This window comes from Roseivirga sp. UBA838 (assembly GCF_002296035.1).
Classification (GTDB): Bacteria; Bacteroidota; Bacteroidia; order Cytophagales; family Cyclobacteriaceae; genus Roseivirga; species Roseivirga thermotolerans.
Map to the genome: position 1 here is coordinate 93,837 of NZ_DBHC01000008.1, position 20,265 is coordinate 114,101.

Sequence of the window (20,265 nt, forward strand, 5' to 3'; positions counted from 1 at the left end):
GGACACAGCTTGTGGCTAGTATACCGGATCTAACAAATGCGATCTAAATGAGTAACCCTATCAATTAATCAATAACTGAATAACTAAGCTATGGCACGAACACCTTCCAATATGCTACCACTGGGCACTCCGGCCCCCGACTTTAAACTTCCGGACACCATCTCAGGAAAAAGCCTAAGCCTGGCTGAACTCAAGTCAGACAAGGCAACGGTAATTATGTTCATTTGCAATCATTGCCCATTTGTGAAACATGTAGACGAGGGCATAGTATCGCTGGCAAAAGACTACCAGACAAAAGGAGTCTCGTTTATAGCCATCAGTTCGAATGATGTAGAAAACTACCCGCAAGACTCTCCTGAGTTAATGAAGGAAGAAGCAGAAAAAGTTGGCTATACATTTCCCTATCTCTACGATGAAACCCAGGAGGTAGCCAAAGCTTATGATGCAGCATGCACCCCCGACTTCTATGTTTTTGATGCAGACTTAAAATGTGCTTATCGTGGCCAACTGGACGATTCTCGCCCCGGCAATGGCAAACCTGTAACCGGCAAGGACCTGCGAGCTGCTTTAGACGAAATACTGGAAGGCAAGCCTGTTTCTGCTCCACAAATCCCAAGTCTGGGCTGTAATATTAAGTGGAAATAATTCTGCTCTCTCCCTGAGCCGGCCTGTCGGCAGGCAGGCTTAGGCCGACAACACCTTCAGGCAATCTTTATTCCTTCGCTTCAATCCTAAGATTTTTCTATAGAAGCTAAGCTATTTAGTAACCATGCCTCCATTTGTGTCTTCACAAATGGTTGTAAAAAAACGCTGTGAGGGCACAGCTTGTGTCTAGTATACCGGAATCTAATAAATACGATCTAAATGGGTAACCCTATAACTTAATTTCACCCAACGGATTGATAATAATATTTTTCCACCTATTTGTAGTTAGACACTAATACAATGAAAAAACTATTATCTTCATTCTTAATCGTTATAGGTATAGCTATTGTAACTATAGCTATAAACCCTTACGGGGTAAAATCTTCTAATGGCGGCTTTACCAAAGTAGATATGGATTGTTATAATGACACAGGTGCAATTCTGACTAGCTCTAGTAACTGTGTATTGGGTAACGAAAGATGTGTTGACAACACAACATGTCCTGAAGGACTAACAGAAGTTCAACCTGAGTGTTCTCTTTTCCTTACATAAGGCCATACTTATTAAAAGTCTTCTTTTATTTATTCTATTATAGTTTTTTCAACAGCACACATATCAATTTCCATCACTTGAAGTATCTATTTTTTATTCTCTTGTTCGCTATCTATTCGTGCCACTCCAAAAGTAGGGAGGAGGTATTAGGTGACATTCCTTTTTCAGAAATAGAGGTTTCACAATCCGAGCTAGATTTAACTAAAATATATCATTCAATCGAGCTAGTTGCCTTCCCTGACACTCCGTTCATAGGAAGGATTAAAGATGTTATCGTCAATGACAATTTTGTCTATGTTTTAGATGACATTAACAACGACATTAAGGTATATAATTTAAAACTCGATTACCTTTTCTCTTTTGGTAAACAAGGGCCAGGACCACAGGAGTACCACTCAATTACCAATATTGCACTTGTTGACAACCAAATAGTGGTACTCTCTCATTTTGATATGGCGATATTAAAATTCACTTTAAACGGAGAGTTTATAGAAAAGGTAAAACTAAATGACCGTCTTTTAGGTATGGTCGCATTAAAAGAAAACTTTGTTACCTATTCTAACTACAATTCTATTTTTCCTGAAAAACCAAATTTAATAGTTTGGGGACTTGATGGCACTCCTAAAAAGATGGGAGCAAATTATACAGTAGATATGCCATCACTAATAGGTTACTCTGGAGGTATAGCTCCAAACTACGACTCCCCATCCACATTCTATTTTCAGAAACCTTTATCGGATACATTGTATCAACTAGACAATAACCTCCATGTAAAACAGGTATTAAAGTTAAAAGTACTTCCCAACCCTTGGCTTGGGAAAATTAACGACCCTAACCTCACGAACATCCGACACGAATATGACTATATAACAGATATCAAAAGCGTAAAAGACAATTTTATACGCTTCTCATTTGTCAAAAATAAAAGGCTGAGACATGGAATGGCTGATGTAAAAACCAAGGTCGCATATATTGAGGATTCAATTCTACCTAAAGGATTGGTATACTTTATATCTAAACCAGCCGGGATTGGTTCAAATGGTTTCCACTATTCAATACCCGAGTATCGCTGGATATCATACTTTCCTGAAGGCAAACCCGAGAACATACCTTCAATTTTTAGTGATTTTAAAGACAAACTTGGTCTGGAGAACTTTAAATATTTGATAAGATACAAATTGAAGTAATTCGTGTTCGCCCAAACTACACCTGTAGCCTTCCCGAAAAAACAAGCAGGCTACATGATGATACGACCGAAAGTCGGGTGGTTGACGGCTAAATTTTTCTACGTAAGCTAAATTATTTAGTAAACTAAAATAATTAGCTTTGTGTGATAAGTCCGTAACAACCTAAAGCGTGGAGAATACCATATTACATCTTGACCTGGACACTTTTTTTGTGTCGGTGGAGCGGCTGCTAGACAGTCGCCTAATGGGTAAGCCCGTGCTCATTGGGGGTACGAGCGATCGTGGTGTAGTAGCCTCATGTAGCTATGAAGCCCGGGCTTACGGTGTTCATTCTGCCATGCCCATGAAACGCGCCAAAGAGCTTTGCCCCGATGCCATTCAGATTAGAGGCAACTCAGGCACCTACACCAAATACTCCGAAATGGTGACGGAGATCATCAAAGAAACGGTACCTCTTTACGAAAAAACCTCTATCGATGAATTCTATGCCGACCTTACCGGGATGGATCGTTTTTTCAACAGCTACCAGATGTCTACGGAGCTACGAAAACGAATTATTAAAGAAACAGGCCTTCCTATTTCTTTTGGCCTCTCCAAAAACAAAACGGTCTCTAAGATTGCCACCGGAGAAGCCAAGCCCAACAATCAGTTGCGCATAGACTATGGCAAAGAAAAAACCTTTCTAGCCCCGCTTTCCATCAGTAAAATTCCCATGGTAGGTCAAAAGACTCAAATTACCCTTTATGGCTTGGGGGTTAAACGCATTCAAACCATTCAGGAAATGCCTGTAGAACTTATGGAAAAGGTTTTGGGCCAAAATGGTATAAGCATTTGGAAAAAAGCCAATGGAGTGGACACTTCGCCTGTAATACCCTACAGCGAGCGGAAATCTATTTCTACAGAAAGAACCTTTGATCGTGATACCATTGACGTATACAAGCTGAGAGGCATACTTACTGCCATGGCCGAAAATCTGGCTTTCCAACTCAGAAGAGGCCTTAAGCTCACCGCCTGCGTAACGGTAAAAGTGCGTTACTCCGACTTTAACACCTACACCTTACAATCGCGTATTCCTTACACTTCTGCCGACCACATACTCATTCCTAAAACCCTTGAACTTTTTGAAAAACTCTACCAAAAACGACTACTAGTTCGGCTCATTGGTGTTCGGTTTAGCCGCCTGGTAGAAGGAGGACTACAAATCAACCTGTTCGATGATTCTGAAGAAATGATTAACCTCTACCATGCCATGGATAAAATAAGGGATAAGTATGGCGACCGAAGTGTTTTGAGAGCTTATGGCATGGAAGCCAAAACCATTAGTCGTTTTAACCCATTTACCGGAGAACCTCCACCTTTGCTGGCCAACAGGCGGCAATGATTAAACCCAACCTCCTTCAATCGTTTGCAGTGGAATAGGCTCATGCATAGCATCCCGTTCGCACCGAAAAGAGTATTTTTGATTATACTTAACGCAACATGACCACTGAAATTAAAAAGATAGGGGTACTTACCAGTGGGGGCGATGCTCCCGGAATGAATGCTGCTGTAAGAGCAGTAGTAAGAGCCTGTATTTATTACGACATAGAAGTTTTTGGCATATACAAAGGCTACGATGGCCTTATTAAAGGCAATATGGAACAGCTCTATGTAAGGTCTGTTTCAAACATTCTTAGCCGTGGAGGTACTTTTTTGCTCTCGGCCAGAAGCAAAGAGTTTCGTACAAAAGAAGGCCGTAAGCAAGCCTATGAACATTTTAAAGCCAATGGCTTAGATGCTCTGGTGGTGATTGGCGGAGACGGGTCGTTTACCGGAGCCGACATCTTCTCTCAAGAGTTTAATGTACCGGTAATTGGGATACCCGGAACCATAGACAACGACCTCTCCGGTACCGACTTTACCATTGGGTTCGACACGGCCTGTAATACGGCCCGCGAAGCTATTGATAAAATAAGAGACACAGCTTCTTCGCACGAGCGCCTCTTCTTTGTAGAAGTAATGGGCCGCGATGCCGGGTTCATTGCCCTCAACTCTGCCATTGGCGGTGGTGCCGTGGCCATGATTGTACCTGAGCACAATTGGAGCATTGAGGCACTCATTAATCGACTAAGAAAAGGAGCTGCAAACCAAAAAGCTTCTAACGTGGTAATAGTAGCCGAAGGCTGCCACCTGGGTAGCTCCTATGAGATAGCCGCCAAGGTAAAAGAACAACTCGACTACTTTGACATTCGGGTTACCGTACTGGGGCACTTGCAAAGAGGGGGCACCCCCACTACCTTAGACCGAGTACTGGCCAGCCGCATGGGAGTAGCCGCAGTGGAAGGGCTTCGCAATGGTCAGTCCAACGTTATGGTGGGCATTATTAACAACCGCATTGCCTATACTCCAATAGGAGAAGCCATAAAGACTATTAAGCGACTGGACGATGAGGAGTTTCGTATAGCTAAAATACTCTCCATCTAACCACATGCTACAAAAAAATGGGCGATGTCCGATCAACTCAAACATCGCCCCAACCAAGATTAATTCGTTTATCTAATCTGCCTGTTCGGCCTATTAGTTTCTGCCAATAGCATTCAACTCATCGAAAGCTCTTTCCAGGCGCTTCACTACAGACTCCTCTCCTTTTCTTAACCAAACCCGTGGGTCGTAGTATTTTTTGTTCGGAGAGTCTTCACCATCAGGGTTACCAATTTGCCCCTGCAGATAATCTTTCTTCTCTTTGTAGTAAGAATGAATACCATCCCACATAGCCCACTGTACATCCGTATCGATATTCATTTTTATGGAACCATATGAAGTAGCTTCTTTAATCTTTTCCGGCTCAGAACCAGACCCTCCGTGGAACACGAAGTATACGGGCTTTTCTTCCGTGCCAAATTTCTTCTGAATAAACTCCTGAGAGTTTTTCAATATTTCAGGTCTTAGCTCCACATTACCGGGCTTATACACCCCATGCACGTTGCCAAACGAAGCCGCTACAGTGAAAATATCACCAATCTTGCGCATCGCGTCCCATGCTTCGGCTACTTCTTCTGGCTGAGTATACAAGCGCGATGAATCTACATCGGTATTATCTACTCCGTCTTCTTCACCACCGGTAATACCGAGCTCTATTTCAATACCCATACCAAGTGGAGCCATTTTCTTGAAGTACTCAGCACTAATTTCAATGTTTTCATGAAGTGGTTCTTCAGAAAGGTCGAGCATGTGAGTACTAAAGAGCGGCTGCCCGTTTTTGGCATAATAGTTCTTGCCGGCTTCCAGCAGTCCGTCAATCCATGGGAGAAGCTTCTTAGCACAGTGGTCAGTATGCAAAATCACAGGCACACCATAGTGCTCGGCCATCAAATGCACATGCATTGCTCCGGATATAGCTCCCTGAATAGCCGCGTTTTGCCCATCGTTAGAAAGTGATTTACCAGCATAAAAAGAGGCTCCGCCATTAGAAAACTGAATAATTACCGGGGAGTTAACTCGTTTGGCGGTTTCCAATACTGCATTGATGCTATTGGTACCCACTACGTTAACGGCCGGTAGTGCAAATTCATTTTCCTTAGCATAGCTGAGACAGTCTTTCAACTCCTGACCGTACAGCACCCCGCTTCTGAATTTTCCCATTTCGAATTTGATTATGTTTTTAAAAGTGATGCAAAGAAAACAATTGTGAAGTTAAAACTTAAACCTCTTAACAGAAATGGTATAAAACACTTATAGCGCAAAGGTTTGCGCTATAAGTAAAGTAAACTATAATAGAAATGGAGGAAATTACTGACAGTTCATCTCAGAAAGTGCTCTGTCAGGGAACCAAAGTAGGCATTAATCTATAATTAGTCAATCTAACCCATTGAGCCCTAACTACCTATGAATATTCTGCAAACGATTGAAATAGCCAAATTTGCTCAAATTCGCACAATACATTTTTTGAAAAAATTTTGCAAAAACTAGATTATTCAAAACATATAAACTTATTTAAGAGTCCATTCCAAAGTCTGTTTGAAGAAGGCCTCCATGAAGAAGGGACAGGTTACCATTAAGGATATTGCCAAGGAACTCAACATTTCTTGTTCTACTGTTTCCAGAGCATTGAAAGACTTTCCGGGCATAAGCCCCAGCACAAAAAAGGCCGTTACCGAACTGGCCAACAAATACAACTACAGGCCCAACTCCATTGCCCTAAGCCTAAGAAACCAACGCACCAATGTAATAGGTGTAATTATACCCGAGACTGTCCACTTTTTCTTTTCCACGGTCATTAGCGGCATCGAAGATGAAGCCATGAAAGAGGGCTACAACGTAATGATCTGCCAATCGAACGAAAACTACGAACGGGAAGCCGACAGCATTGACGCCCTCATGAGCGCCCGCGTAGATGGCTTACTGGTTTCTATTTCCAGAGAAACTTCCGACCTGGAACACCTCAAAAAAGTAGTGAGTGAGGGCACTCCTATGGTGTTTTTCGACCGACTGGTAGAAGGCATGAATGCCTCATCGGTTATTGTAGACGACTATCAGGGTGCTTACGATGCGGTAGAACACCTCATTGAACAAGGCTGTCGCCACATTGTGCACCTCTCAGGCCCCAGCAATTTAATTATTGGCCGAAAGCGCAAAGAAGGATACATAAGTGCTCTGGAAGATTACGAAATACCTATCAACGAAGACAATATTATTGAATGCCGCAATGGCACCGAGCAAGAAGCCGAAAGCGCAATGACTCAGCTGTTGGCATCTGGAAAGAAAATAGATGGAGTATTTGCCAGCAACGACATGGCCGCACTGGGTGCACTAAAGGCCGTAAAAAAAGCCAACATCCGAATTCCGGAAGAAGTGGCCATTGTAGGCTTTAGCAACTGGCAGTTTTCTTCACTCATTCACCCCACGCTTAGCAGTGTCGCCCAACCCGGCTATGAAATGGGGCGCGAAGCAGCCAAGCTAATTTTTCAGGAGATCAATGAGTCTTCTAACGGCAAAAGTATTATAAGAATTCTCGACACTGAGCTTATTGTTCGCGAATCGTCTGACAGAAAGACGGTTAAGGCAGCCATGCCATAAACCGTCCATGCAAACGTTTGTGACAGCATTTCTGCCCGTTCTCCATTAAACCACCTCTCAAAAACACTATTTTCACATTACAATTGTGCAATAGAGAAGCAAGCTATTGCCCCTCCAACCCCAAATCCCAATGAATTTGAGAAACGAGTCCATAGGAACCATTCAGCATTTTTCGTGGCAAGAAAACGGATTGTCCGGCCTTGCAGGAAATAAGCAATTCAGTATAAAGTTTTACACCAGCAAAATTTGCCGCATTCAGGCTTCCAAACACGAGGCTTTCGATGAAAACCCTTTTTCAGTAGTTCTGCCTCCTCAAAAGGTGAGCATTGATGCTAAAGAAACAGACCAGAGCCTGACGCTAAAGACGGCTGATATTCAACTGGAAATTAAGCGTTCTCCGCTTAGGTTGTGCTTTAAAAACAACCACGGACAAATACTGAATGAGGACGACCCTGCCTTTGGTATTAGCTGGTTAGGGCATGAGGTGACCAACTATAAAACCCTGAGCCCTAATGAGGTTTTTCTAGGACTAGGCGAAAAGGGAGGAGGGCTGAACAGGCGCGGATCTTCATTTGTAAACTGGAACTCCGATGCCTTTGCATTTGGCAATGACACCGACCCGCTCTATTTGTCAGCCCCATTCTATATTGGCATCAGAGAAGGTCAGCCCTACGGTATCTTCTTTGACAACACCCACAAAACCCATTTCAATTTTGGAGCTTCCAACAACAACCGATTTAGCTACTTTGGAGCCGAAGCCGGTGACCTGAACTACTATTTTATTCAGGGCGATACCGTTTTAGAAGTAATTCAAGAATATGCGCGGCTCACCGGCACGTCACAACTTCCTCCAAAATGGAGCCTTGGCTTTCAGCAATGCCGTTACAGCTACTACCCGGATCATGAGGTATATACGGTGGCTGATACGTTTAGAAAAAAGCGTATTCCGGCCGATGTTATTTATCTGGACATCCACTACATGGAAGACTACAAGGCCTTTACCTTCGATAAAAATCGATTTCCCGATCCTAAGAGGCTCATAGAGAAACTGGAGGCCCAGGGCTTTAAGGTGGTGGTAATTTTAGATCCGGGTATAGCTACACAACCGGGCTATGGCACCTACGACCGGGGAGTTGAAAAAGACATATTTGTAAAATACCCCGATGGCAGCCGTTTTGAGGCTAGCGTATGGCCAGGCAACAGCCATTTTACTGACTTTACAGCTAAGGAAGGTCGTGATTGGTGGGCCGATGAGCTCAAGTTTTACACCGATAAGGGGCTGGAAGGTTTTTGGAACGACATGAACGAACCGGCCTGTTGGGGACAAGACATTCCCAACCTCATTGAGTTTGACTACGAAGGCCAAACGGCAAGTCACAAAAAGGCCAGAAATATCTATGGCTTTCAAATGGTGCGGGCAACTTTTGAAGGAGCCAAAAAACAACTGAACAACAAAAGACCCTTTACACTCACACGGGCAGGGTTTGCCGGAGTGCAGCGCTATTCGGCTGTGTGGACAGGAGACAACGTGGCTGGCGATGAAGACATGCTATTGGGAGTTCGGTTGGTGAATAGCCTTGGTATGACAGGAATACCCGTTTCCGGTTACGATGTGGGCGGTTTTGTGGGCGAATCGGCCCCAGCGCTATTTGCCCGCTGGTTGGCGGTAGCCACTTTTGCTCCATTTTTTAGAGTACACAGCATGGTTAATGTAAGAGACTCCGAGCCCTGGGCCTACGGAGAGGAAGTAGAAGAAATTTCCAGAAACTATATCAACCTACGCTACCAGCTTATGCCTTATTTGTACAGTCTGTTTTTTGAGGCACACCACAAGGGCAACCCCATTAACCGATCGTTGGCCGTAGACTATTACAACGACCAAAACATTTATCAGGGCAACGCTCAAAATGAGTTTACGCTGGGGCAGTGGTTATTGGTTTGCCCAACCACCACTACACAAGAGTATTCCAAAATTTACCTGCCTCAAGGCAAATGGTATAACTTCTTTACAGACGAACTTCATGAAGGAGGTTGCCATATACTGGTAGAAACCCAGATGGAAGACCTGCCGGTATTTGCCAAAGAGGGAGCCATCATTCCTTTGCAAAATGTGGTTCAAACCACTCAGGAAAAAACGGATGGTATACTCAAGCTGCACCTCTATTTTGGAGAAGTAGAGACTCATCAAACGTACTATGAAGACGATGGCTCTACTTACAACTTTGAGCAGGGCCAGTACTGCAAACGCGAAATTTACTTTAATGGAAAAATGGGTACACTGCAGGTTGCCAAACAGGAAGGAAGTTATACTTCTGAATTCCACAGCCTCAAAATACACCTTCATGGTTTTGAAGCTAACTCCTTTGAAATCAATGGCGAATCGGTAACTTTCCATGTGGAAGACCTTCAGCTACTGGCACCTATTACAGAGTTTGATCCATTGCCACAACGGCCCAAACGCGATTACTGGAGCAAAGGAGTAAAGACATTGGAAATACCGTTTACGCAAGAAGAGATTAATCTTAACTGGAAATAGCATGAGACTGAAAGCATTTTTTGCAAGCCTATCGCTAATTCTATTGGCTTGCGGGGGAAATGAAAAAACCAATCGGCCGGAAGATCACGCAGCGAGAGTGAAGCATCCGGAGTGGAGCAAAACGGCCGTAATTTATGAAGCCAACATAAGGCAACATACCCCCGAGGGCACCTTCAATGCCTTTGCCAAAGAAATACCTCGCCTGAAGGCTATGGGGATAGACATAGTTTGGCTAATGCCCATTCACCCCATTGGAGCAAAAAACAGAAAAGGCAGTCTGGGAAGCTACTACTCCATAAAAGACTACACAGCCATAAACCCCGAGTTTGGAACCGAAGAAGAGTTTCGACATCTGGTTAACACCATTCACGCCCATGACATGAAGGTGATTATCGACTGGGTGGCCAACCATACAGCCTGGGATCATTCATGGACAGAGACACACCCTGAATACTACAACCGAACAGAAAGTGGTGAATTTCAGCCGCCCGTTGCTGATTGGGAGGACGTAATAGATCTGGACTATAACAATGAGGAGCTGAGGAAAGAAATGCTCAATGCCATGAAATACTGGGTCAGCGAATTCGACATTGATGGCTACCGCTGTGATGTGGCCGGTATGGTACCCATTGACTTCTGGAACACCGTGAGAGCAGAGCTAGATGCCATTAAGCCTGTATTTATGCTTGCCGAGGGAGAAGAACCGGAACTCCACGAGGAAGCCTTTGACATGACTTACTCCTGGGAGTTGATGCACCTGATGCGCAGAGTTGCGAGCGGTGAAGAAAGCCCTGAGGCCATTAAAGCCATGTACAAAAAAGACTTTGAACGCTATCCCAAAGGCTATTATAAAATGAATATTATTACCAACCACGATGAAAATTCATGGAACGGTACGGCCGAAGAATTCTTTGGTGAGGGACAGGAGGCATGGTTTGTTTTTGCAGCCACCACTTATGGCATGCCGCTAGTCTACTCGGGGCAAGAGGCCAATAATACGAAGCGACTGGAATTCTTCGAGAAAGATAGTATTGATTGGTCTGGTGGATATGTTTTCTCCAATCTATATAAAACCCTGTTCCAACTAAAGGAAGATAACCCTGCCCTGTGGAATGGAGAGTTTGGCGGAAGCCTGGAGTGGATAGAAACATCGGCAAACGAAAGTGTATTGGCCTATAAGAGAAAAAAAAGAGAGCATGAGGTAGTGGTATTCATTAACATTCAGGGCCAACCCATAACGCTTACTTTCGAAGAAGAGTTGGGGGCAATGCGCAATGTAGTGGACAATATAGAAACAGTAGTTTCCGGTGAGCTTTCGCTGCCACCCAACGGATTTAAAGTATTTGCTAAATAGATAATTATGGCCATCAAACCTCGCTTAAGTTTTATCCAAATCTGGAACATGAGTTTCGGGTTTCTGGGAATTCAGATGGGCTTTGCCTTGCAAAACGCCAACGCCAGTAGAATTCTACAGATTTTTGGAGCTAATGTAGAAGAACTATCCTGGTTCTGGATTGTAGCCCCTCTGACCGGAATGATCGTACAGCCTATTATTGGCCATTACAGCGACAAAACCTGGACCCGGCTTGGCAGAAGAAGACCATACTTTTTGGCAGGTGCCCTTTTAGCCTCCGTGGGTCTAATTCTTATGCCGCAGGCAGATATGTTCATTGCCTTCCTCCCTGCTCTTTGGGTTGGTGCAGGTTTTTTAATGATTATGGACGCCAGCTTTAACATTGCCATGGAACCTTTCCGGGCTTTGGTGGCCGACAAACTCCCGGGCGACCAAACCACATTGGGTTTTAGCATTCAAACAGTGCTCATTGGTATTGGAGCCGTGATTGGTTCGTGGTTGCCCTGGGCCGTCACCAATTGGTTTGGTGTTGCCAATACCGCAGAACCGGGCTCAGTACCACCCAGTTTAATCATTTCCTTTGTTTGCGGAGCGGTGGTACTTATTGCAACCATATTAATTACTGTAATTACAACCAAAGAATATACGCCTGAAGAAACAGCTGTATTCGAAGAAGAATTCGAAAAATCTATTGCCTCCCCGACCGAAGGTAAAGGCATGAGTCAGATTGCTAAAGACATTGCCAGCATGCCAACTACTATGAAGCAGTTGGGGCTGGTTCAATTCTTTTCTTGGTTCGCCCTATTCGGAATGTGGGTTTATACCACTCCTGCAATTGCTCATCATATTTGGGGGTTGCCCGTTGATGATAACTCCTCTCAGGCCTATCAAAATGCCGGAGATTGGGTTGGAATCATCTTCGGGGTTTACAACTTAGTATCGGCTATTTACGCCTTCTTGCTTCCTTCAATTGCTGCAAAAATTGGCAGGAAGCAAACACACGCGGTGTCACTCTTTATTGGGGGCTTAGGATTAATATCCATGTATTTCGCTCCAGACAAGTACTGGCTTATTGGTTCAATGTTTGGAGTTGGCATTGCCTGGGCAAGCATATTAGCCATGCCCTATGCCATTCTTGCAGGCTCAATTCCTCTCAAGAAAATGGGAATCTATATGGGGCTCTTTAATTTCTTTATAGTATTCCCTCAGATTGTCAATGCAACTATAGGCGGGCCAATAGTAAAAAATCTGTATGGTGGAAACCCCATGTATGCTATAGTTACCTCGGGAGTATTCATGCTTTTGGCAGCCTTCTCCCTCCGATATGTCAGAGACAATGACGACCCGGTGCTTAGCACATAAACCAATCATTTAAAAAGCAGCTCAACGGCTGCTTTTTCTTTTTATCTTCACCGCTCAACGCTAATTCAAATGAAAAAACCAATCATTCTACTTTTTGCACTTGCTGTAGTATCTGGCTGTTCGCCAAAAAAAGATGATCAAGCCACTGTTTTTAAAAAAATAAACGAAGAGGTTTTGGCCAATTCCAGAGCCTATGAAACGCTGGAAGAAGCCACCAAAACCATTGGCCACCGACTCACAGGCTCTGAAGAAGGGGCCAAGGCAGAAGAATATACCTACAACCTTTTGAAGAGTTACGGCCTTCAGGTAGCGTATCAGCCTTTTGAGGTAGAGTCTTGGAGCAGAGGAGATATTGAAGTACAGATTGGTTCTCAAGGCAGCCTGGCACCTATGCCTGCCGTAACCCTGGCACACTCGCCAGTCGAAGCTGAGATAACAGCTGAAATTGTAGACATGGGCAACGGAGTTGACGCTGACTATGAGGCAAAACCGGGAGCCGTAGAAGGTAAAATTGCGCTTGTTTACATAGGCACTTTACCCAACAGCCCTGAAGGCACTCCCGGGCTACACCGATCCGAAAAAACTGCCCTGGCCATAAAGCATGGGGCCATAGGCATCATCATTATCAACCAGGTAGATGGTGGCGTTTTACTCACCGGAACTGCTTCGGTAACCGGCAGCCTAATTTCTATACCGGCCGTTTGTATTGGCAAAGAAGACGGACTGGCACTGAAAGAAACGCTCACAAAGAGCCGTCAGTTTGCTTCCATCAAAATGACCAACAAGTCAGGACTCATTAAAGCCAGAAATGTAATAGCCACAATTAAGGGCAGCGAATTGCCCAATGAAAAAGTAATTGTTGGCGGCCACCTCGACTCTTGGGATTTGGCCACCGGAGCCATAGACAACGGCATTGGCTCATTTGCTGTGTTAGACATGGCCCGAACCTTTGCTGCACTGAATCTTAAACCAAAGAGAACTGTTCAGTTTGTGATGTTTATGGGTGAAGAAGAAGGCCTTTTAGGTTCAAGGCATATGGTAAACCAAGCCATTGAAAATGGCACAATCGACCAGATTAAGTACATAATGAACCAAGACATGTCTGGCAACCCTGCCGGTTTCGGAACAGGCGGAAGACCGGAAGCAGAGCCTTTCTTTAAGCAAATTGGTAAAGAAATCATGGCCATTGACTCTACAACTTATAAGAATGTAGTCTCCAATGGCGCAGGCCTCCACAGCGACCACCAGCCGTTTATGTTGCAAGGAATTCCCTACACATCTCCTGCTTCCAGACTAGATAGAGCCATTTATGGTTGCTATCATTCAGACTGTGACGACTTTGATTTGGTCAACAAAGAGCATATGGTGAATAACGTACGCTTCAGTTCCATGATGCTGTATGCCTTGGCAGATGCCGATACACTTCCCGCTCAAAAGCTGACGGACGCTGAAACCAAGGCTTTTTTAGAAAGACATAATCTTAAGCTCAAGCTTCAGATCGGTGGCGACTGGAGATGGGATGATTAATTGAGTGAACTCAATGATATGGACGTACTGAATATCCTCCTGCTTTTTGGTGTCGGTCTTGTGGCCGGGGTCATCAATACGCTTGCAGGAGGAGGTTCATTACTCACCCTTCCTGCACTTATTTTCCTGAATTTACCTCCCAATGTGGCCAATGCCACTAACAGAATAGGCGTTTTCTTTAACGGCCTGATGTCTTGGAGAGGCTACCACTCTAAGGGAGTGAAAGCCGAAAAATACGACCTTTGGCTCAGTGCCACCTCTTTTATTGGAGCCATCCTAGGCTCATACGTTGCTGTAGACATTAAAGGAGAAACCTTTAATAGAATCTTGGCAGCTATCATTGTATTTATTGTGGCCTACATGGTGTTTGGCAAAAAGCTGCAGTCAGGCAACCAAATTAAAACCACCAAAAAATCTAAAATCATCGGACTCATCACCTTCTTCTTTATCGGAATCTATGGTGGGTTCATTCAGGCAGGCGTAGGCTATCTCATCATTGCCTCCATGTCTTTTATTCACAACTATGGTATGGTCAAGATCAATATGATTAAGTCGCTAACCGTGTTGATATACACCCTTTCTGCCTTGGGGATTTTCATCTATTCGGGATTGATCAATTGGGAATTAGGACTTGCTTTGGCTGCCGGAAATGGTGCCGGAGGTTGGCTCACCAGCCGATGGAGCACCAAGGTAAACGAAAAGTACATCCGCTATTTTGTAATGGTTACGGCCATTGCTTTTGCAATCAAACTGTTTTTGGGATAGACATCAGAGGCCAGATAAGGTTCAACCTTATACTTTTTTATAGTTGCGCGTTTCTCTTTTCATCCCAAAAAACCTGAGGGTTTGCCAGGCAATAAAGCTTTGGTCAGATTAAAAAAAACATATAAGAATTTGAGCCCGGTCGCATTTTTACGGCTTTCGTTTCCTGGCAGAATAAACTTCGACTTCTTCATAGTTTTTATGGAACTTCACCTCCTTAGCCATACTTAGAGCTGTAAAAAATGATTCCATTTTAATAATTTCCAATATGGAAGAAGTCTACACCGGTTTAAGAAAAAGTATTGAACAATACATTTCGCTAAACGAAGAAGAGTGGCAACAAATACGAACTTGTTGGAAGCCCTTTCACTACTACAAAAATACCGTTATCACTTCCGTTGGTCAGGTGGAAAAATACTTCTACTATGTACACGAGGGGTTAATAAGAGGCTTTTTTGAGAAGAATGGAACAGAACACAACATGGGCTTTACCTACAACGGAGAGTACAGTGGTGTATACGACTCTTTCATTTTTCAACGACCGTCTGACTGGAGTCTTGAAACACTGGCCGACAGCTCCGGAGTGCGAATAAGCTACCATCAGTTAGAAATGCTTTACTCCAAAGTCCCCATACTCAAAGAATGGACGTTCCGGTTCAACCGGCAGGTAATGTTTGGACTTGGTATATTCATTCGCAGTTTACTGGCCGACTCGGCAGAAGAGAAATTTGAACGCCTAATGAGCCAGAGCCCTCACATTATTCAGATTGTGCCTCAAAAGCACCTGGCTTCCTATTTGGGCATGACACCCGAAACCTTTTCGCGTATGCGAAAAAAATGGGCTCAGTAAAAACTTGATCTATATCAAGACACCAAAGAGCAGGCAGTAGTTACTTTGTAAGAAAAACAATGAAGGTCAGGTCAGAAGATTTCGTCAATCAATCCATTCACCGATTAAACGACATACTTAGCCACGTAGAAGCGCTAACCCAAGATCTCTCATACGAAGAGCTAAACACGCAGGAAGCAGCAGGCAAGTGGAGTATTTTGCAATGCCTAAAGCACCTGAGCTTGGCCAATGGCATTTATGTAGAGAATATTGAGAAAGCTTTTAAAAAGTATCCTCAGCAAAAAGACGAAGTATTTTCGGGCCATTGGAAGGGTAACTGGTTCACTAGCATGATAACGCCCAAGGAATCGGGTGAGATTAAAAACACCATGAAAACCATGAAGAGCATGGATCCGGAAAAAGCTCTTGATGCCCAGGAAACCATCGATGAGTTTTTTCGCATACACCGTGCGTTTATAGGTCTTATGGATCAGTCTAGAAACTATAGCCTAAACAAGGTAAAGGTGCCCACGGCACTGGGTCCATTGGTTAAACTCAGATTGGGCGATGCCTTCCGCTTTTTACTCGGCCATACGGAAAGACACTTGCTGCAAATAAAAAGAATACGAAGTGCCGTGGCCTAAAGCCATCAGTATTCGTTACATTCAACACAATGAAACGAATAGCTTTTACGGCATTGTTACCGCTGCTCTTTGCCTGCTCCTCTTTCCAAAGCAGCTATGAGGCAGAGCTTGAAGCTATTGCTGCCGCTTCAAAAGCCTTTTCGCAAGCCTATGTTGCCGGCAATCTGGAGCAGCAAATGAGCTTCTACACCCAAGACGCGGTAATTATGCCGGGGAATAGGGAAATGATTCGCGGAAAAGAAAAAGTGACCGACTACTGGCGGCTGCCGGCTTCAGTAAGAGTGCTTGAACACTCCGCCACCCCCGTGCAGCTCGAGTTTTCCGGAAACCTTGCCAAAGACTATGGCTACTATCAGGGCAAATCGGTACGCAACAACACCGACACCATTTCTTTTAGAGGACAATATTTAATTACCTGGCGAAAAGAAGCCGATGGCCAATGGCGTATGTCGGCCGATATGTGGAGCCCTTTAAACTAGTGGCCATGAGCAACGAAGAACAAGGAGAAAATGGAACCGGAAGACCCCGCGGAATGGGAATTGGTACCGGCATTGCTATAGGCGCAGGCATTGGTATTGCCATGAATAACCTGGCCATTGGCATTGGCGTGGGCATTGCCATGGGTATTGGTTTTGAGCTAATTAATAAGCGAAGAAATAGGGGCTAGAACAAAGAGCATACACTCTGAAAAAGTGAGCCTTGACGACCATTGACAATGAAAATTGAAGTAAAAAGATATAATCACTCAAAAGAGTACCCTGAGCTTCTGAAAATGATAAAATCGGAAGGCGAAGAATGGAAGGATTATTTTACTTTGGCCTATAGTGAAGCTTTAAAAAACTCGATCACCTACGTAGCCTATATTGAAAATGAACTATGCGGATACTCTCGGTCAATCAATGATTCCGGGTTGTTTATATGGGTTATAGACTTGTTGGTAAATAAGACGCACAGAGGCAAAGCCATTGGAAAAAGTTTGATGGAATGCCTTTTAACCGACTACCCCAACCAGGCTGTGTTTGTAATGTCTGATGTAGACGGCTACTATAAAAAACTCGGGTACCAAAAGGAAGGCTCCATATTCAGGGTTAAAAAACAACCCCGAAAGCAGCTAACTCTTTTTAGGCAGAAGTGATCGAAAAGAGCAATGACTTGTAAAACCATACACAATGCATGACTAAAGTTTTTCTCAAGAGTCACGCATTGTGTACTACAAAACCACTAATCCTCCCTCAGTCTTGTAGCCGGGTTGGCAAATGCCGCTTTAAAAGTTTGCATACTAATAGTAACAAAAGCAATGAGTAAGGCGACTCCCCCAGCCACCAGAAAAGGTAAAGCTCCCATATTTACACGGTAGGCATATCCGCCCAGCCAATCGCTCATAAAGTACCAGCCCACCGGTGCTGCCAGCAACAGGGCAATGCCCACCAGCCAGATAAACTCTTTACTGAGTGTTGAAACAATCTGCTTTACGGAGGCACCGAGCACTTTACGTATACTTATTTCTTTTCCTCGCTGTGCTACGGTAAATGATGCTAAGCCAAACAAGCCCAGGCAAGCTAGAAATATAGCTAAGGCAGAAAAAATAGTGAACAACTCGCTGCGCTGCGATTCAGACCGATACAGGTTATCGAATCGCTCGTTCAGAAAGTTATAATTAATAGGTGACACAGGAGAAAATGCAGCATAAGACTCTTCAATTTGAGCGACCGTGTTTCTCAGATTCTGTCCGTCAATCTTTATGGAAAGAAATCTTAGTCTATTGCGGTTGTTTTGAAAGATTACCGGTACTATTTCGCTCTGCAACGACTCAAAGTGAAAGTCTTTCACCACACCAATTACCTGCCCGGCAATACCTCCATAAACCATACGTTTGCCAATGGCCTCTTCCGGGCTTTTCCAGCCTATAATTCGCACGGCCTTTTCATTAAGAATCACATTGGCGGAGTCGCGGGTAAAATCTTCCGTAAAATTTCTCCCCGCCAACATTTCCATTTGGTAGTTAGGAATAAAATCATGGTCTACCTGCAACTGTTTTATTACAACCTGTGTAGGCAACATTTCTCCATTTACCTCCGCTTGCGCCCCCTGTGAATCGAGCAACTGACCGGACGGCACACGGCTGGAAGCCCCCACCGAACGAACACCGGAAACATTGAGCACTTCATTCTTAAAGGTAGTTAGATTGGCGGCCAACTCGTTACTCACACTCAACACCATCATTTGCTCCTTATCGTAGCCCAGGTTTTTGTTTTGCATATAGCTGAGCTGCTGAAAAACGACTACCGTAGAAATAATGAGAATGGCTGATATTGCAAATTGAACCACAACCAGCACCTTTCTCAAAAGGCCAGACTTTGCCGGGCTGCTTCCCTTACTGCCCCTCATTACTTCGAGCGGCTTAAAAGCCGAAAGAAAAAAGGCCGGATAACTACCTGCTAACACTCCAACCAATAATGAAGCGCCCGCAATAAGAATAATAAGTTCCAGGTTCTGCGTGAGGCTAAAGGCAAGGTTTAGCCCGGTGAAGTCCCTGAAAAAAGGCAATACAAGAGCCGTTATTCCCACAGAAAAAACAACCGCTATCAGTGTGAGCACAACCGACTCCATTAAAAACTGATAGACCAGATTGAGTTTACCGGCTCCAAACACCTTGCGCATACCCACTTCTTTGGCCCTTCTGGCCGAACGAGCAGTTGAAAGGTTCATGTAGTTAATACAGGCTATAAGTAAAATCAGGCCTGCAATGGAGGTGAAAATGTAGACATAAGTAATGTCCGAGTTCTGCCCCAATTCATCCGAAAGATTTGACCTTAGGTGTATGTCGGTGAGCTTTTGCACATGAAGCCTGGTCCAGGTGGGTGCGTCCTCACCCAAGTGGGCTATGAGAAAGTCTTCAGACCGCTCCAAGATACCCTCAACCGAACCGGTAGATGTAAGTGTAAACAATGTGGTGAAATTATTAGACCCCCATGCGTTCAGCAGGTTTTGTCTACCTCCGTAAAACTGCTCAACCAGGGTAAAATCTCCCATCATATCCAGTTGAAAACTAGAGTTATCAGGCCAGCTCTTATAAACTCCCTGAACCATTAAATCTATTTGATTAGAGAAGTTAATGGTCTTACCCATGGGATCCTCCGCACCAAAATACTTCTCTGCCAACCGATCCGATATAACCACAGAACCAGGCCTGCTCAGTGCTTCTCTCAGGTTACCCTGAAGGGTTTCAAAAGTGAGAATATCCACTATTTCAGGATCGGCAAAGCCAAAATTAGGTTCTACAAAGAGCTTGTCGCCATATTGCACCGTGCCGGAAGTAGTAATGAACCGACCGATGGTTTCGATATCGCCTTCGTAGTAATCTTTCAGGTAGTGACCAAATGGAGGCGCTACTCGCGACAGATGAAGTGAGGTGGTTCCGTCCTGGCTCATGAACTCGCGGGTAAACCGATATGTCTCCTCAGCTCTATCGTGAAAAGTATCGTAGCTCATTTCTTCATTGATGTAAAGACCAATGAGTATACAGCAAGTAAGGCCAACCGAAAGCCCCAATACATTTATGGCCGTAAAGCCTTTTTGTTTCATAAGGCTTCTTAGAGCCACCTTAAAATAGTTTTTCAGCATAGTGTTGTTGTTTAGATTTTGAGCAGACCCAAGAGCCTCCAGTTATTGATTCACAGAATCAAAGACCTGCGCTCAGAAGCAAGGTTGCACGAACTCCTGAAATAACCGTTTAAATCCAATAATTTGTCTATTGCCTGCATATTTTGCAGATTTGGATATGCGTGCTGTAGTGCTGTTTGGGACATTGC

Annotated in this window: 18 protein-coding genes; 16 read left to right on the top strand and 2 right to left on the bottom strand. The window is 44.2% G+C overall.

Annotation, left to right across the window (positions count from 1 at the left end; genetic code table 11):
* The first annotated feature begins 90 nt into the window (after nucleotides 1-90).
* The 5 genes from B3O12_RS02315 to pfkA all read left to right on the top strand — a co-directional run bounded on the left by B3O12_RS02315 (nucleotide 91) and on the right by pfkA (nucleotide 4,847).
* Nucleotides 91-645, top strand: a complete 555-nt coding sequence (locus B3O12_RS02315; RefSeq protein WP_286755146.1) for a thioredoxin family protein — start codon at nucleotides 91-93, stop codon at nucleotides 643-645.
* Nucleotides 646-945: 300 nt separating this feature from the next.
* Nucleotides 946-1,197 (top strand): hypothetical protein, encoded by a 252-nt coding sequence (locus B3O12_RS02320; RefSeq protein WP_286755148.1) that lies wholly within the window; start codon nucleotides 946-948, stop codon nucleotides 1,195-1,197.
* A gap of 77 nt (nucleotides 1,198-1,274) precedes the next feature.
* Entirely contained in the window at nucleotides 1,275-2,384 is a 1,110-nt protein-coding gene (locus tag B3O12_RS02325; RefSeq protein WP_189631514.1) for a 6-bladed beta-propeller, read from the top strand.
* Nucleotides 2,385-2,553: 169 nt separating this feature from the next.
* Nucleotides 2,554-3,765 carry a DNA polymerase IV gene (gene dinB / locus B3O12_RS02330; protein WP_286755150.1) on the top strand — a complete coding sequence of 404 codons (1,212 nt, stop codon included), beginning with the start codon at nucleotides 2,554-2,556 and terminating at the stop codon, nucleotides 3,763-3,765.
* A 98-nt stretch (nucleotides 3,766-3,863) separates the two neighbouring features.
* Complete coding sequence (gene pfkA / locus B3O12_RS02335) at nucleotides 3,864-4,847, top strand: 6-phosphofructokinase (RefSeq protein ID WP_189631516.1); 984 nt, start codon at nucleotides 3,864-3,866, stop codon at nucleotides 4,845-4,847.
* Between the two features lie 93 nt (nucleotides 4,848-4,940).
* On the opposite strand, the gene fbaA is transcribed toward pfkA, so the two are convergent.
* Nucleotides 4,941-6,005: a class II fructose-bisphosphate aldolase gene (fbaA, locus tag B3O12_RS02340; protein WP_189631517.1), complete on the bottom strand. Its 1,065-nt coding sequence runs from the start codon at nucleotides 6,003-6,005 to the stop codon at nucleotides 4,941-4,943.
* A gap of 390 nt (nucleotides 6,006-6,395) precedes the next feature.
* On the opposite strand from fbaA, the gene B3O12_RS02345 reads away from it, so the two are divergent.
* The 11 genes from B3O12_RS02345 to B3O12_RS02395 all read left to right on the top strand — a co-directional run bounded on the left by B3O12_RS02345 (nucleotide 6,396) and on the right by B3O12_RS02395 (nucleotide 17,588).
* Nucleotides 6,396-7,439, top strand: a complete 1,044-nt coding sequence (locus tag B3O12_RS02345; protein ID WP_286743190.1) for a LacI family DNA-binding transcriptional regulator — start codon at nucleotides 6,396-6,398, stop codon at nucleotides 7,437-7,439.
* Between the two features lie 130 nt (nucleotides 7,440-7,569).
* Complete coding sequence (locus tag B3O12_RS02350) at nucleotides 7,570-9,975, top strand: glycoside hydrolase family 31 protein (protein ID WP_286755152.1); 2,406 nt, start codon at nucleotides 7,570-7,572, stop codon at nucleotides 9,973-9,975.
* A gap of 1 nt (nucleotide 9,976) precedes the next feature.
* On the top strand, nucleotides 9,977-11,329 hold the full coding sequence (locus B3O12_RS02355) for an alpha-amylase family glycosyl hydrolase (protein WP_286755154.1): 1,353 nt from the start codon (nucleotides 9,977-9,979) through the stop codon (nucleotides 11,327-11,329).
* A gap of 6 nt (nucleotides 11,330-11,335) precedes the next feature.
* Nucleotides 11,336-12,691: an MFS transporter gene (locus B3O12_RS02360; protein ID WP_286755155.1), complete on the top strand. Its 1,356-nt coding sequence runs from the start codon at nucleotides 11,336-11,338 to the stop codon at nucleotides 12,689-12,691.
* Between the two features lie 69 nt (nucleotides 12,692-12,760).
* Complete coding sequence (locus tag B3O12_RS02365) at nucleotides 12,761-14,218, top strand: M20/M25/M40 family metallo-hydrolase (RefSeq protein WP_286755156.1); 1,458 nt, start codon at nucleotides 12,761-12,763, stop codon at nucleotides 14,216-14,218.
* A gap of 18 nt (nucleotides 14,219-14,236) precedes the next feature.
* Complete coding sequence (locus B3O12_RS02370; protein WP_189631523.1) at nucleotides 14,237-14,983, top strand: sulfite exporter TauE/SafE family protein; 747 nt, start codon at nucleotides 14,237-14,239, stop codon at nucleotides 14,981-14,983.
* Between the two features lie 265 nt (nucleotides 14,984-15,248).
* Entirely contained in the window at nucleotides 15,249-15,830 is a 582-nt protein-coding gene (locus B3O12_RS02375) for a Crp/Fnr family transcriptional regulator (protein WP_286755158.1), read from the top strand.
* Between the two features lie 59 nt (nucleotides 15,831-15,889).
* Nucleotides 15,890-16,453 carry a DinB family protein gene (locus tag B3O12_RS02380; RefSeq protein ID WP_189631525.1) on the top strand — a complete coding sequence of 188 codons (564 nt, stop codon included), beginning with the start codon at nucleotides 15,890-15,892 and terminating at the stop codon, nucleotides 16,451-16,453.
* 29 nt (nucleotides 16,454-16,482) lie between these two features.
* Nucleotides 16,483-16,932 carry a YybH family protein gene (locus tag B3O12_RS02385; protein ID WP_286755160.1) on the top strand — a complete coding sequence of 150 codons (450 nt, stop codon included), beginning with the start codon at nucleotides 16,483-16,485 and terminating at the stop codon, nucleotides 16,930-16,932.
* A gap of 5 nt (nucleotides 16,933-16,937) precedes the next feature.
* Nucleotides 16,938-17,120, top strand: coding sequence for a hypothetical protein (locus B3O12_RS02390; protein WP_286745967.1), 183 nt, complete (start codon nucleotides 16,938-16,940; stop codon nucleotides 17,118-17,120).
* Between the two features lie 105 nt (nucleotides 17,121-17,225).
* The gene (locus B3O12_RS02395; RefSeq protein WP_286755161.1) at nucleotides 17,226-17,588 is read left to right on the top strand and encodes a GNAT family N-acetyltransferase; all 363 of its coding nucleotides are present in this window, start codon (nucleotides 17,226-17,228) and stop codon (nucleotides 17,586-17,588) included.
* Nucleotides 17,589-17,674: 86 nt separating this feature from the next.
* Here B3O12_RS02395 and B3O12_RS02400 read toward each other — a convergent pair whose 3' ends face one another.
* Nucleotides 17,675-20,077: an ABC transporter permease gene (locus B3O12_RS02400; protein ID WP_286755162.1), complete on the bottom strand. Its 2,403-nt coding sequence runs from the start codon at nucleotides 20,075-20,077 to the stop codon at nucleotides 17,675-17,677.
* Nucleotides 20,078-20,265 lie beyond the last annotated feature (188 nt).

What these genes read in the sequence shown, in the direction of transcription:
- B3O12_RS02390 (WP_286745967.1), top strand. Translation starts at nt 16,938, where the DNA reads ATGAGCAACGAAGAACAAGGAGAAAATGGAACCGGAAGACCCCGCGGA.
- B3O12_RS02370 (WP_189631523.1), top strand. Translation starts at nt 14,237, where the DNA reads ATGGACGTACTGAATATCCTCCTGCTTTTTGGTGTCGGTCTTGTGGCC.
- B3O12_RS02345 (WP_286743190.1), top strand. Translation starts at nt 6,396, where the DNA reads ATGAAGAAGGGACAGGTTACCATTAAGGATATTGCCAAGGAACTCAAC.
- B3O12_RS02365 (WP_286755156.1), top strand. Translation starts at nt 12,761, where the DNA reads ATGAAAAAACCAATCATTCTACTTTTTGCACTTGCTGTAGTATCTGGC.
- B3O12_RS02400 (WP_286755162.1), bottom strand. Translation starts at nt 20,077, where the DNA reads ATGCTGAAAAACTATTTTAAGGTGGCTCTAAGAAGCCTTATGAAACAA.
- B3O12_RS02360 (WP_286755155.1), top strand. Translation starts at nt 11,336, where the DNA reads ATGGCCATCAAACCTCGCTTAAGTTTTATCCAAATCTGGAACATGAGT.
- B3O12_RS02375 (WP_286755158.1), top strand. Translation starts at nt 15,249, where the DNA reads ATGGAAGAAGTCTACACCGGTTTAAGAAAAAGTATTGAACAATACATT.
- B3O12_RS02320 (WP_286755148.1), top strand. Translation starts at nt 946, where the DNA reads ATGAAAAAACTATTATCTTCATTCTTAATCGTTATAGGTATAGCTATT.
- pfkA (WP_189631516.1), top strand. Translation starts at nt 3,864, where the DNA reads ATGACCACTGAAATTAAAAAGATAGGGGTACTTACCAGTGGGGGCGAT.
- B3O12_RS02350 (WP_286755152.1), top strand. Translation starts at nt 7,570, where the DNA reads ATGAATTTGAGAAACGAGTCCATAGGAACCATTCAGCATTTTTCGTGG.
- B3O12_RS02395 (WP_286755161.1), top strand. Translation starts at nt 17,226, where the DNA reads ATGATAAAATCGGAAGGCGAAGAATGGAAGGATTATTTTACTTTGGCC.
- B3O12_RS02315 (WP_286755146.1), top strand. Translation starts at nt 91, where the DNA reads ATGGCACGAACACCTTCCAATATGCTACCACTGGGCACTCCGGCCCCC.
- fbaA (WP_189631517.1), bottom strand. Translation starts at nt 6,005, where the DNA reads ATGGGAAAATTCAGAAGCGGGGTGCTGTACGGTCAGGAGTTGAAAGAC.
- B3O12_RS02385 (WP_286755160.1), top strand. Translation starts at nt 16,483, where the DNA reads ATGAAACGAATAGCTTTTACGGCATTGTTACCGCTGCTCTTTGCCTGC.
- B3O12_RS02380 (WP_189631525.1), top strand. Translation starts at nt 15,890, where the DNA reads ATGAAGGTCAGGTCAGAAGATTTCGTCAATCAATCCATTCACCGATTA.
- B3O12_RS02355 (WP_286755154.1), top strand. Translation starts at nt 9,977, where the DNA reads ATGAGACTGAAAGCATTTTTTGCAAGCCTATCGCTAATTCTATTGGCT.